An 11,884-nucleotide genomic window follows, 5' to 3' on the forward strand; every position below is an offset into this window, starting at 1 on the left:
GCGGGTCAGGCGAGGGTGGCGAGGAGTGCGGCGAGTTCGGCGGGCTTGGTGAACATGGGCCAGTGGCCGGAGTCGAAGTCGTGGTACTCGACGTGCTTGGCGGCGGCGAGTTCGGGGGCCTGGCCTCCGGCGACCCAGGCACGGACCTGGTCGGGGTCGAACTCGGGGCAGATCATCGCGACCGGGACGTCGTGGCGGCGAGGGCCCGTCAGGTGGACGAGGCCGCGGGCGACGGGTTCGGGGACGGGGATGGCGTCGGCGGCGATCCGGCTGCGCAGGGTCTCGTCGAGGTCGGCGCTGTCGCGGCCTTCGAACGGGGCCCAGCCGGGGAACGGCATGACGCCGTCGCGGATCTCGAAGAAGTCGGCGTAGGGGTGGCCGTCCTGTTGCGGGTAGCCGCCGACCAGGACGAGCGGGGCGATCCGGTCGGGGCGGGCGTCGGCGGCGAGCCAGCCGAGGGTGCAGGCGGCGGAGTGGGCGACCAGCATGACGGGGCCGGGGGCGGCGTCCACCGCGGCGACGACGGCGGCGAGTTGCTCGTCCAGGGTGGTGGAGGGCGTGGCCGGCAGTGTCAACGGGACTGGGCGGTGGCCGAGTTCGCGCAGGGCCGGGGTCACGGCGTTCCAGGCGGTGCCGTCCAGCCAGAGGCCGCCGATGAGCAGGATGTCCACAGTGAGCTCCTGAGAGGTGGAGAAGCGGGTACGTCTCCAAGGCTAGGAGCGGTTCAGGACGATCTACTTCCTGATTGTCGACGGCCTCGGAAAAGGATCACCGGCGCGCGAGGAGGTCCGCCGTCCGCTCGGTGTGGCGTCGGCGCAGCGTGGCACCGGTCAGGTCGGTGCGCCCGAGGTCCTGATAGTTGGCCTGCCAACTCTCGACGGATGCATGGGAGTTGGCGATCGCGAACAGGTCCCACAGCAGCATGTCCGGCACCTCCTCCCCTGCCTCGCCCTGGTACGCCGCCAGGAACGCGTCGGCGACGTCCGGCCCGTGGAGCAGCGCCAGGTCGAGCCGGCACCAGCTGACGTCGAAACCGCGCGGCGCCCGCGCGGCGCCGGACCAGTCGACGATGCCGGTGAGGTGTCCGCCCTGCCAGAGGACGTTGCCGGACCAGTAGTCGAAGTGCGTCAACACTGCTGGCTGGGAGGCGAGTTGGTGGAGGTGGGCGGCGAGGACCGGCGCGGCGGGACCGGTGGCGGCGGAGCCGGCCGCCATTCCGTCGCGGAGGCCGTCGCGGAGGCCGGTGAGCGGGACGGCGTGCAGGCGGGCCAGAGCGCGTCCGAGCTCGGCCGCCGCGTGGTCGGGGCGGGCGGGGGTGATGTCGGCGCGGCCGGGCAGGCGGGTGATCAGGACGGCCGGCCGTCCGAAGCGGCGCCCGTCGGCGTCGACGTCGACGAGTCGCGGGGCCCGGCCGTCCAGTCCGTCGAGGGCTGCCAGCACCCGCGCCTCGGCCGCCGCCGCGCGGTCGCCCGGCGGGAACCGTCGCAGGACCAGGTCCCGCTCGGGCTGCCGGGTGCGCAGCAGGTGGGTGGCGGCATGCGCGCCGCCGGTCAGTCGTCGCACGGTACGGGCCGGGGCTGCGGCGCCCGCGGCCTCGCCGGCCCAGGCGAGCGCCGCTGCGGGCGCTTCGGAGTCGATCACCGGGCCATCCTGCACCGCCGGCCGGGCCCGGGCCACGCAATTCCCTGACCCCGGCCGAAGACCACCGACGAGCACCGAACCACCGGGAGCCGTCCAGCCGACCACACTGGCCGCCCACGGTGGCGAGCGCCCGTCAGACGCGCCTCGCCGCGCCCGCGGACTAGGCTGCCGGGGGTGTCGACCGAGATGAGCCCCACTGCCCGGGCGCTGCGTGCGCTGGAGATCCTGCGGGCCCGGCCGGGGACGACGTCCCAGGAGTTGGCGGAGCGGCTCGGGGTGACGGACCGTGCGGCGCGCCGGTACGTGGCGATCCTGCGGGAGGCGGGCGTTCCGGTGGAGTCGGAGCGCGGCCCGCACGGCGGGTACCGGTTGCGGCGGGGGACGCGGCTCGCGCCGGTGGCGTTCACGCAGGCGGAGGCGCTGGGTCTGGTGATGGCGGTGCTGGACGGGCGTCCGGCGGCCGGCGATCCGGGTGATCCGGTGGGGGCGGCGCTGGACAAGGTGGTCCGGGTGCTGCCGGAGGAGGTCGGGCGGCAGGCGGCGGCGCTGCGCGAGCACGCGGCGGCCGCGCCGGACCCGTGGGCGGTGTACGCGGATCCGGGGGTGGTGAACACGCTGGTGGAGGCGGTGGCGGCGCGGCGGCGCACAGTGATCGCGTACCGGACCCCGGCCGGCAACGAGTGGCGGGCGGAGGTCGATCCGTGGGCGGTGGTGGCGCGCCGGGCCCGCTGGTACCTGCTGTGCCATTCGCACCGGGCGGACGCGGTGCGCACCTACCGGATCGACCGGGTGCTGGCGGCCGAGGAGACCACGACCGGGTTCCGGATGCCGCCGGACCTGGACCCGGTGGCCCTGCTGGAGGCCCATCTCGGCACGGGCTGGACCTATCCGACGCACGTGCTGTTCGACGCCCCGCTGGAGGAGGTCGCCCCGTGGATCAGCGCCCCGATGGGCCGGCTGGAGGCGTCGGACGGACGCTGCGTGCTGCACGGCAGCACCCGCAATCCGGCAATGTACGCGCAGGAGTGGCTGGCGGCCGTCCCGTTCGACTTCCGGGTGCTGGGCGGGGCGGAGCTGCGCGCAGCGGTCGCCGAGACTGCGGCCCGCCTCACCGCCGCCGTCAGACCACCGAGGCCTGAGCCGGAGCGGGAGCCCGGGCCCGGGCCTGAACCGACGCCGGGACCGGAGCCCGAGGCCCAAGCCGGTACCGAGGCCGGAACTGAAACCGGGGCTGAACCTGGGACCGAGCCGAGGCCGGAACCGGGGCCGGTAACCGGAACCTGAACCTGGGCCTGAGCCCGAAGCCCTGGGCCCCGGGCCGAAGCCTGAGCCCGAACCGAATCCGGAGCCGGAGCCTGGGCACCTGGGCCGCAGCCAGCGCCAGCGCCCGAGCCCGACCCCGTACCGGGTGCCCAGCCAGAGGCCCCGGCCCCCCGTCAGTCCGTGAGGGCCAGCTTGGCCCCGAAGCCGATCACGGCGGTCCCGGTGATCCGGTCCAGCACCCGCCGTGCGGCGGGGCGGCGCAGCCAGTTGCGCAGGGTGTGGGCGAAGGCGATCAGGACGGCGGACCAGAGGGTGCCCTCGACCACGTGCACCGAGGTGAGCAGCACGCCGGCGGCCAGGTGCGGTTCGCCGGCGGGGATGAACGGCGGCAGCACGGCGACGTAGAACACGCCGACTTTCGGGTTGAGCAGGTTGGTGAGCGTCCCGCGCCGCCAACCTGCCCACCAGCCACCGGAGTTGACGGTCTCCTCGGCGGCCAGGTCGGTCTCCTGGTGGCGGTTGCGGAGCATCTGGACGCCCATCCACAGCAGGTAGCAGACGCCGGCCCAGCGGAGCGTCTCGTAGGCGGCGCGGGAGGCGGTGAGCAGCACGCTGAGGCCGGCGGCGGACGCGGTGCCCCAGAGCAGGGTGCCGGTCTGGATGCCGAGGACGACGCCCCAGGCCTGTCGGCGTCCGCCGAGGGCGGCGGTGCGCAGGATGAGGGCGGTGTCGAGGCCGGGGGTGAGCGTGAGCAGGCCCACGACCAGTGCGAACGAGGCGAGGGGGGCGGCCATGGCGGTGAGATCCATGGGCTGTCAGTCTACGGGACGGCCGAAGCGGGCCAGGCAGTGCCATACCTTCTTCAGCTCCTGCGGGTCGTGCTGTCCGCTGCGGACGGTGTCCCCGACGGCGGCGGGGTCGAGCACGCCGCCGCGGGCGGTGAGGCCGCCGTTGCTGGTGCCGGTGGAGAACTGGGAGCGGTAGACGCCGTCCCGGGCGAGCGACTCCAGGATCGGCACGCCGCCGAGCTCGCGGTCGGGGTGGAAGTTGAGCGTGATGTCGATCCCGGCGGGCAGCGGGTCGCCGCTGCTGCGGGCGGCGACGTGGGCCAGGGCGCGGGCCAGGGCACGGGCCGGGGCGCGGGCTTCGGGGGTGTCCGTGCGCCGCAGTCTCGCGCCGTCGGACCTGCGGCGCAGCCGGTTCTCGCCACCGGCCGCGCCGCACGCCTCAACTACTGTGCCGTCACCCGGCGTTGATCCGGGCCGCTGCGCGGAGCAGTCCGGGGCTGATCCGCCCGAGCAGTTTGGCGGCCTTGGCCTCGACGGTGACGGGGACGACGGCCTTGCCGGTGCGGACGGCGCGGACGATCTCGGCGGCGACCTTCTCCGGCGGGAAGCCCCGGCGGGCGTACATCTTGGACACCTTGGCCTGCCGGGCGGCCTGCTCGTCCTCGCCGAGGCCGGAGAAGGTGGTGGTGCGGGTGATGTTGGTGTTGACGATGCCGGGGCAGATGGTGGAGACGCCGATCCGGTGCGGGGCGAGTTCGGCCCGCAGGCAGTCCGACAGCATGAACACCGCGGACTTCGAAGTGGCGTACGCGGCAAGCACCTTGGACGGCAGGTAGGCGGCGGCGGAGGCCAGGTTGACGATCTGTCCGCCCTGGCCGTGGTCGACCATCAGCTGCCCGAAGGCGCGGCAGCCGTGGATGACGCCCCACAGGTTGACGTCCAGGACGCGCCGCCACTCGTCCTCGGTGGTCTCCAGGAACGTCCCGGAGTGGCCGATGCCCGCGTTGTTGACCACCACGTCGGGGACGCCGAAGTCGGCGGCGACCTGCTTGGCGAACGCGTGCACGGCCGCGCCGTCGCTGACGTCCACCCGGTACGCGCCGGACTTGACGCCGGACAGCGCGCACAGTTCGGCGGTGCGCTGTGCGGCGGGCAGGTCGCGGTCGCAGACCACGACGCGGGCGCCCTGGTCGGCGAAGGCCAGTGCGGTGGCCCGGCCGATGCCGCTGCCGCCGCCGGTGACGACCACCAACTCGCCGCCCTCGGACGGTTCCTGGCGCGGCGAGCCGTGGTCGCGGGCGGCGAACTCGCGGACCAGGCCCGCGATCACCGGGCCCTTCTCCAGCAGCGCCGACCAGTGCGTCGCGTTCAGGGTGCGGCGGGTCAGCCGGGGCGCCCACTGCTCCAGGCCCTCGGAGAGGAACTCCGAGACGTAGCGGTCGCGTTGCAGGGTGATCAGCTGGACGGGCACCTCGGTGTGGCGTTCGCGCGGCTTGGCGATCGAGGGGCGCATGTTGGCCCGATACAGCTCGATGCCGCGCACGGCGTCCTTGGCCAGGGTGGGCTGCGGGTGGCCGGGCCGGGGGCGGACGGCCTCCAGGTCGCTCAGCACCTTGGGCCACAGCCGGGCCAGGCCGAGCTTCCACGCGGCGGGCGCGAGGACGGGCAGGTGGAACAGGCCGATGTACCAGGAGTGCAGCCCCTGGCGCAGCAGTTGGGAGACGTGCCGGGGCGTGGGGCGGCGCAGCCGGTGCCGCATCCAGTGGCCCATGTGGTCCAGGCACGGCCCGGACATGCTGGTGTAGCTGGCGAACCGCCGGTACGAGCCGGGGGTGGTGATCGCCTCCCAGGACTGCACGCTGCCCCAGTCGTGGGCGACGACGTGCACGGGACGGTCGGGGCTGACGGCGTCGGCGACGGCGAACAGGTCCTGGCCGAGCAGTTCCAGCCGGTAGTCCTCGCGCCGGGCGGGCACGCCGGACGCGCCGGAGCCGCGGGTGTCGTACCGCACGACGTGGTGGTCGGCGGCCAGGTCGTGCGCGACGTCGTCCCAGACGCTGTGGTCGTCGGGGTAGCCGTGCACCAGCAGCACGGTGGGGTGCGTCGGGTCGCCCTGCTCGTACACGGCGAGCTTCAGCCCGCCGGAGTCGACGGTACGGCGGCGGATCTCGGTGCTGCGGCCGGTCATACGGTGCCCTCCTGGAGTGCCCAGCGCCGCACGTGCGGCAGGTCGTCGTCGAGCCAGTACACATCCTCCTCGGTGACCACGAGGAGTTCCTCGAACTTGATGCCCACCGCGCGGAAGCCGATGTGCGGTTCCACGGCCCACAGTCCGGGCGTCGGGGCGTGCCGGGACGCCCTGCCGCCGGCCCACAGCGGGGAGCGTCCCTCCAGGCGTTCCTTGACCAGCTCGCGGCCCAGCGTCTGGAGGGTGCGCACGCCGAAGCCGAACAGGTTGACGCCGGCCGGTCCGCGGGCGGTCGTCCTGGTCACCTGGTGGCCGATCACCCGGCCCGGGTACACCTGGTGGCGGTTGTCGTAGCCGTGCTCGGCGATCTGCGCGTCCACCGCGGCGTACACCTCGGCGAGCGTCCTGCGCGCCTTCACCTCGCGCAGGATCAACTCCCGGTAGACGCGCAGGTCCTGGGCGAGCAGGTCCCACACCGGGTTCTCCCCGACCTTGCCGCCGTACCCGATGTCGGCGGTGTAGCCGTCCACCACCGGCGCGCAGTCCAGCACGTACGGCATGCCCTCCTTCAGCACCCGCGAGCCCGCGAAGAACTGCAGCGGGGTGTGGAAGTGCCGGAACGCGGTGCGGTCGCCGAACCAGGCGAACGGCACGTGGAAGAAGTCCTGCACACCGGCCTGCACCAGGCTGCGCCGCAGCTTCGCCGTCGCCTGGCGCTCCGTCACACCTGGCTCGATCCACGCCGCGACCTGCTCCGCGCAGTGGTACGCCAGCTGCTGCACCTCCCGGAACTTCGCCAAGTCCCGTTCGTCGAAAGGGAATCGGGGCAGTTGCTGCTGGGCCACGGTCTACACCTCCAGGACGAGGGTTTCGCCCTCGGCGGCTCGGGACACGCACGGCAGCATCAGGCCCGCGGCCCGCTCCTCCTCGGTCAGCCTGCGGTCGCGGTGCTCGGGCGTGCCGGACGCCACCTTCAGCACGCACGTGCCGCAGAAGCCCTGCTTGCAGGAGTACGCCAGGTCCGGCCTCGTGTCCCGGGCGACGTCCAGCGCGGAGCGGTCCGCCGGGACGGTCACCGTCCCGCCGTCCTCGCCCAGCCGGATCGCGAACGGCCGGCCGTCCACGATCGGCGCGGCGCCGAACCGTTCGAAGTGCAGCGACGCCGCCGGCGAGGCGTCCAGCGCCCGCTGCACGGCGCCGAGCATCGGCGCGGGGCCGCACACGTACACGGCGGCGTTGCGCGCGGCGTGCGAGAGCAGCTCGGCGGCGTCCGGGACGCCGTGCACGTCGTCGGTGCGGATCTCGACCCGGTTCGGGTCGAGTGCCCTCAGCTCCTCGGTGAACGGCAGCGCGCCGGCGGTGCGCCCGACGTGGATCAACTTCCAGTCGATCCGGGCGTGTTGGGCGGCGCGGGCCATCGGGAGCAGCGGCGTGACGCCGATGCCGCCGGCCAGGAACAGCACCTGCGGCTCCCCGCAGAACGCGAAGCCGTTGCGGGGGCGGCGCACCTGCAGCCGCCTGCCCACGTGCAGGTCGTCGTGGATCTCCACCGAACCGCCGCCGCCGTCGGCGATCCGCCGCACCGCGACCCGGTAGACGTGCCGGTCGGCCGGGTCCCCGCACAGCGAGTAGTGGCGCTCCAGCCCCGACGGCAGCGTCAGCACCACCCGCGCGCCCGGCTGCCACTCCGGCAGCACCCCGCCCGAGGGGTCGGCCAGCCGCAGCTCGACCACCTCCTCGGCGATCACCTGGTGCGACGTCACCACCAGGTGCAACGGCGGCACCGGCCGCGACTCGGCCCGCCGGGGGCTCCGCCGCAACCCCGGCCGCCCCAGCACCTCGGGGTACCAGTCACCGAACGCGGTCAACCGCGCGAACATCCGATCCGCCCGAGGACGGCCGTACAGGTCCGGCGGCGGGGTCTCGAGATCCATGAGGGACTCCAGAAGGGGGATTGGGAGAAGGGGAAGAGCACCACCAGGGGCGCGGGGAACTGCGCGAAGGGGAACGAACACGACCGCAAGCTCGCGACGAGGGACAATGACCTGCACGTGATCGCGACCTTGCGGACGTGGTCTGCGCTTGTCGCGCAGTTCCCCACGCACCCGCCCCTCTCTCAGTGCGCGGCAGCAGCCCTTGCCGCAGGCGACTTCGCCAAGTACGCGAGCGCCTGCGAGGAGCTCCCCTCGTTGGTGGGGTGGTACCCGGGGCCGAAGTACCGCAGCGCCGAGCGGACGAACCGGGCGGGTTCGGGGAGCAGTCCCCGCTTCGCGGCCTTGTGGTACTCGCCCCAGGTCGGCGCCAGGCTGCCGTTGAGCGAGGGGTCGGCGGCGAGCATGTAGCGGGCGCCGCGGACCCACAGGTGGATCAGGAGCGGGCCGGAGATGACCATGCCGCGGATCCGGCGCAGATAGCCGGGGTCGAGGTGGCGCATCAAGTCGTAGGCGACGCTGCGGTGTTCGACTTCCTCCGCGCCGTGCCAGCGCAGCAGGTCGACCATGGTGGGGTCGGCCTTGGCGCGGTCGAGGCCGGGCGAGTTGAGGGCCCAGTTGCCGAGGAACGCGGTGAAGTGTTCGATCGCGGCGATGAAGGCGACCCGTTCGATGATGTTCTCGCGGCGCTTGCGGGCGGTCAGCGCGGGCCGGTCGCCGAGGACGCGGCGGAACAGCCAGCTGATCTGCCGGACGTACGGGCGCGGGTCGAGGCCCTGGGCGAGCAGGTGGTCGAGGACTTCCTGGTGGGCCTCGGCGTGGATCGCCTCCTGGCCGATGAAGCCGAGCACCTCTTCGCGCAGCTGCTCGTCCCGGATCAGCGGCAGGGCTTCCTTGAACACCTTGACGAACCACCGTTCGCCCTCGGGGAGCAGCAGGTGCAGGACGTTGATGGTGTGGGTGGCCATCGGCTCGTCGGGGATCCAGTGCAGGGGCAGCTGCGACCAGTCGAAGTGGACGTCGCGGGGTTCGAGGACGAGGTTGTCGTGCACGGACGCGGGCCGCCCGGGCCGAAGGCTGCGGGAGGGGGTGGTGCGCGGCATGGGGGTGCCTCCTGTACCTGCGACTGGGGGTTGACGGGCGGCGGGCCGGCCTTCGGGGGTCCCGGTGGACCCGTGGGCACAGGGGCAAACTACTCGCGGGTATCGGGCTCGACAAGGGGTTCGACGAGTCTTATCAACATTGAGTCTAATAAGCCGCTCGATAGGGTGACCCGGAGCCACCCCGGGAGAGACCGTGACCGACCGCACCGAACCCGGCCCGCTGGTGCGGGCCCTGATCGCCCGTCCCGTCCTCGCGGCCGCCGACTACCCGGCCCCTGGCCCCGGCCCCGCCGACCCGGCCGCCCTCTTCACCACCTGGCTGCTGGACGCCCTCGCCTCGGACGTCCCCGACGCGCAGGTGATGACGCTCTCCACCGTCGACGCCGAGGGCCGCCCGGACGCCCGGGTGCTCGTCCTGCGCGACGTCGACGCGTCCACCGGCGCCTGGCACTTCTGGACCGAGCCCGACTCCCCGAAGGCCCGCCAGTTCACCGCCCGCCCGGACGCCGCCCTCACCGTCTACTGGCCCCGCCCCGGCCGCCAGGTCCGCCTCCGCGGCCCCGTCCGCCCCGCCCCCGCCTGCACCACCCCCTCCCCCGCCCTCCGCTGCTACGCCCTCCACGCCACCACCGTCGAGTTCTGGCAGGCCTCCCCCACCCGCGACCACCAGCACCTCCGCTGCACCCGCACCCCCACCGGCTGGACCTCCACCGGCTGGACCCCCACCGCCGTCCCGGGCTGACGCGGACCGGCTCACGCCAGCAGTCGCCGCAGCCAGTCCTGCCGGGCCGCCACCGCTCTGCGGCTGACGGCGGCGGTCGGGGCGAGGGTGTCGAAGCCGTGGAACGCGCCGGGCCAGACGTGGAGTTCGGCGTTGCCGCCGGACTGCCAGAGGGTGTTCGCATAGGCCACCACCTCGTCCCGGAAGGTCTCCGCCGACCCGACCTCCAGGTAGGCGGGCGGCAGGCCCACCAGCGAGGTGGCGCGGGCGGGGGCGGCGTACGGGGGGAGGTCGGGAGCGCCGCGGCGGGGGCCGAGGGCGGCGGACCAGGCGGTGGCGTTGGAGATGGCGTCCCAGGTGTCGTGGCCGGCGAGTTGGCGGCCGGAGGCGGTGTCGCCGCGGTCGTCGAGCATCGGGCTGAGCAGGAGTTGGCCGATGACCGCCGGGCCGCCGTTGTCGCGCAGGAGCAGGGCGAGGGCCGCGGCGAGGCCGCCGCCGGCGCTCTTGCCGGCCAGGATCACCCGTTCGGGGTCGATTCCGAGCAGGTCGGCGTCGGCCAGCGTCCGGTGCAGGGCGTCCCGGCAGGCGTGCAGGGGTGCCGGGTACCGGGCGCCGGGGGCGAGCGGGTACTCGACCGAGACGACGGCCAGGCCGAGGGGCTCCGCCAACTCCCGCAGCACGCGCGGCAGTACGGCGTACGCGTTGCCGCCGATCAGCCCGCCTCCGTGCAGGTAGTACAGGACCGGCAGCCGCCCGCGGGCGCCGGACGGACGTGCCCACACCACACCGTCCCCGACGCCCGCCTCGAACCGGCCGTCGGCCGTCAACTCCGGTACGCCGGGCCGTGGTCGCGCCGCCGCGTCCGCCTGCTGCCACTGCGGCAGCCGCTCCGGCGTCAACGGCGCCGGTGTGCCGCCCCGGGCCGCCAGCGCCGCCGCCAATTCCGGATCCAGGTAAGCCTCGTGCATGTCCTCGTGTCCCCCAGCGAATGTGACGGCGTACCGGGTAAGCGTGCACCCTGGAGGCGCAGCAGCGGATCGAGCAGGAGGAGTGGCGCGAAGTGGGCGACGAACAGCGGGCGTTGCGTCTGGTGGTGACCGGCGGAGGTACGGGCGGGCACACGTATCCGGCGTTGACGGCGGTACGGGCGTTGCAGGAGCGGCTGGCGGCCGAGGGCCGGGCGGTGGACGTGCTGTGGGTGGGGACGGCGAAGGGCCTGGAGGCGCGGATCGCGCCTGCCGAGGGGATCAGGTTCGAGCCGGTCGCCACGGGCAAGGTCCGGCGGTCGAGCAATCCGCTGAAGCTGCTGTCCCCGGCGAATGTGCGGGACATGCTGCGGGTGCCGTGGGGCGCGGTGCAGGCGCGGTCGCTGATCCGGCGGTTCGGGCCGGACGTGGTGCTGGCGACGGGCGGGTACGTGGCGGTGCCGGTGGGCCTGGCCGCCCGCTCGCGCCGGGCCCCGCTGGTGGTGCACGAGCAGACGGTGCGGCTGGGGCTGGCGAACCGGGTGCTGGCGCGGGCGGCGACCCGGGTCGCGGTCTCCTCCGAGTCGACGCTGCCCCTGCTGCCGGGTTCGGCCCGCAGCACGGCCGTGGTGACGGGCAATCCGGTCCGCCCGGCCGTGCTGACGGGGCACCCGGACAAGGCGGTGGCGGCGCTCGGGCTGTACGGCTTCGACCGTTCGCTGCCGACGGTGTACGTCACGGGCGGCGCGCAGGGCTCGGCGCAGATCAACGACCTGGTGTCCGGCGTCCTGCCGTGGCTGCTGGAGCGGGCGAACGTCGTCCACCAGTGCGGGCCGGCGAACGAGGCCGACCTGCACGCCCGGGCGGCGCGGCTGCCGGCCCACCTGATGGGCCGCTACTACCTGACCGGCTTCATGGGCGCCGAGCTCCCGGACGTCCTGGCCCTGGCGGACGTGGTGGTCAGCCGCAGCGGCGCGGGCACCCTCGCGGAGCTGACGGCGCTGGGCAAGGCGGCCGTCTTCGTCCCGCTGGCCTCGGCAGCGGGCAACGAACAGGCCCACAACGCCGCCCACTTGGAGCAGGCGGGGGCGGCGGTCGCCCTGCTCGGCGCCGTCGGCCCGGACGACCTCCGCACGGCGATCGGCCCCCTGCTGGACGACCCGGACCGCCGCACCGCGATGGCGGCCCGCGCCCGCGAGCACGGTCGCCCGGACGCGGCGGAGCGCCTGGTGGACGTCCTGCTGTCGGTCGCCCGCCGCGACTGACCCCTCACGCCCGGAAGGC

At 74.2% G+C, this 11,884-nt stretch carries 11 protein-coding genes and 1 pseudogene; 3 read left to right on the forward strand and 9 right to left on the reverse strand.

Features of this window, described 5'->3' with window-relative positions:
• Positions 1-5: 5 nt before the first annotated feature.
• Positions 6-671, reverse strand: coding sequence for an alpha/beta hydrolase (locus tag ACFV4P_RS07775; protein WP_380468414.1), 666 nt, complete (start codon positions 669-671; stop codon positions 6-8).
• Between the two features lie 97 nt (positions 672-768).
• Positions 769-1,641, reverse strand: a complete 873-nt coding sequence (locus tag ACFV4P_RS07780; protein WP_380468416.1) for a phosphotransferase family protein — start codon at positions 1,639-1,641, stop codon at positions 769-771.
• A gap of 174 nt (positions 1,642-1,815) precedes the next feature.
• Here ACFV4P_RS07780 and ACFV4P_RS07785 point away from each other — a divergent pair, with 174 nt between their 5' ends.
• Positions 1,816-2,925, forward strand: coding sequence for a helix-turn-helix transcriptional regulator (locus ACFV4P_RS07785; protein ID WP_380468418.1), 1,110 nt, complete (start codon positions 1,816-1,818; stop codon positions 2,923-2,925).
• A gap of 152 nt (positions 2,926-3,077) precedes the next feature.
• On the opposite strand, the gene ACFV4P_RS07790 is transcribed toward ACFV4P_RS07785, so the two are convergent.
• The 6 genes and pseudogenes from ACFV4P_RS07790 to ACFV4P_RS07815 all read right to left on the reverse strand — a co-directional run bounded on the left by ACFV4P_RS07790 (position 3,078) and on the right by ACFV4P_RS07815 (position 8,914).
• Positions 3,078-3,713 (reverse strand): LysE family translocator, encoded by a 636-nt coding sequence (locus ACFV4P_RS07790; protein ID WP_380468420.1) that lies wholly within the window; start codon positions 3,711-3,713, stop codon positions 3,078-3,080.
• 117 nt (positions 3,714-3,830) lie between these two features.
• A pseudogene (locus ACFV4P_RS07795) lies at positions 3,831-4,016 on the reverse strand (DUF3626 domain-containing protein); the annotation flags it as partial.
• Positions 4,017-4,146: 130 nt separating this feature from the next.
• On the reverse strand, positions 4,147-5,880 hold the full coding sequence (locus ACFV4P_RS07800; protein WP_380468422.1) for an SDR family oxidoreductase: 1,734 nt from the start codon (positions 5,878-5,880) through the stop codon (positions 4,147-4,149).
• On the reverse strand, positions 5,877-6,725 hold the full coding sequence (locus ACFV4P_RS07805) for a M24 family metallopeptidase (protein WP_380468424.1): 849 nt from the start codon (positions 6,723-6,725) through the stop codon (positions 5,877-5,879). The genes ACFV4P_RS07800 and ACFV4P_RS07805 overlap by 4 nt, the downstream gene beginning before the upstream one ends.
• Before the next feature lie 3 nt (positions 6,726-6,728).
• Positions 6,729-7,814, reverse strand: a complete 1,086-nt coding sequence (locus tag ACFV4P_RS07810; RefSeq protein ID WP_380468426.1) for a PDR/VanB family oxidoreductase — start codon at positions 7,812-7,814, stop codon at positions 6,729-6,731.
• A 182-nt stretch (positions 7,815-7,996) separates the two neighbouring features.
• Positions 7,997-8,914: a metal-dependent hydrolase gene (locus ACFV4P_RS07815; RefSeq protein ID WP_380468428.1), complete on the reverse strand. Its 918-nt coding sequence runs from the start codon at positions 8,912-8,914 to the stop codon at positions 7,997-7,999.
• A gap of 193 nt (positions 8,915-9,107) precedes the next feature.
• On the opposite strand from ACFV4P_RS07815, the gene ACFV4P_RS07820 reads away from it, so the two are divergent.
• Positions 9,108-9,656 carry a pyridoxamine 5'-phosphate oxidase family protein gene (locus tag ACFV4P_RS07820; RefSeq protein ID WP_380468430.1) on the forward strand — a complete coding sequence of 183 codons (549 nt, stop codon included), beginning with the start codon at positions 9,108-9,110 and terminating at the stop codon, positions 9,654-9,656.
• 11 nt (positions 9,657-9,667) lie between these two features.
• Here ACFV4P_RS07820 and ACFV4P_RS07825 read toward each other — a convergent pair whose 3' ends face one another.
• Entirely contained in the window at positions 9,668-10,603 is a 936-nt protein-coding gene (locus tag ACFV4P_RS07825) for an alpha/beta hydrolase fold domain-containing protein (protein ID WP_380468432.1), read from the reverse strand.
• Positions 10,604-10,695: 92 nt separating this feature from the next.
• Between ACFV4P_RS07825 and ACFV4P_RS07830 the strand changes: the two genes are divergently transcribed.
• Positions 10,696-11,865: a glycosyltransferase gene (locus tag ACFV4P_RS07830; RefSeq protein ID WP_380468434.1), complete on the forward strand. Its 1,170-nt coding sequence runs from the start codon at positions 10,696-10,698 to the stop codon at positions 11,863-11,865.
• Positions 11,866-11,884 lie beyond the last annotated feature (19 nt).

Origin of the sequence: Kitasatospora sp. NPDC059795 (assembly GCF_042732175.1) — a bacterium.
Lineage (GTDB): Bacteria > Actinomycetota > Actinomycetes > Streptomycetales > Streptomycetaceae > Kitasatospora.

Coding starts and splice junctions, on each gene's coding strand:
- ACFV4P_RS07800 (WP_380468422.1), bottom strand. CDS start 5,880: ATGACCGGCCGCAGCACCGAGATCCGCCGCCGTACCGTCGACTCCGGC.
- ACFV4P_RS07815 (WP_380468428.1), bottom strand. CDS start 8,914: ATGCCGCGCACCACCCCCTCCCGCAGCCTTCGGCCCGGGCGGCCCGCG.
- ACFV4P_RS07790 (WP_380468420.1), bottom strand. CDS start 3,713: ATGGATCTCACCGCCATGGCCGCCCCCCTCGCCTCGTTCGCACTGGTC.
- ACFV4P_RS07810 (WP_380468426.1), bottom strand. CDS start 7,814: ATGGATCTCGAGACCCCGCCGCCGGACCTGTACGGCCGTCCTCGGGCG.
- ACFV4P_RS07825 (WP_380468432.1), bottom strand. CDS start 10,603: ATGCACGAGGCTTACCTGGATCCGGAATTGGCGGCGGCGCTGGCGGCC.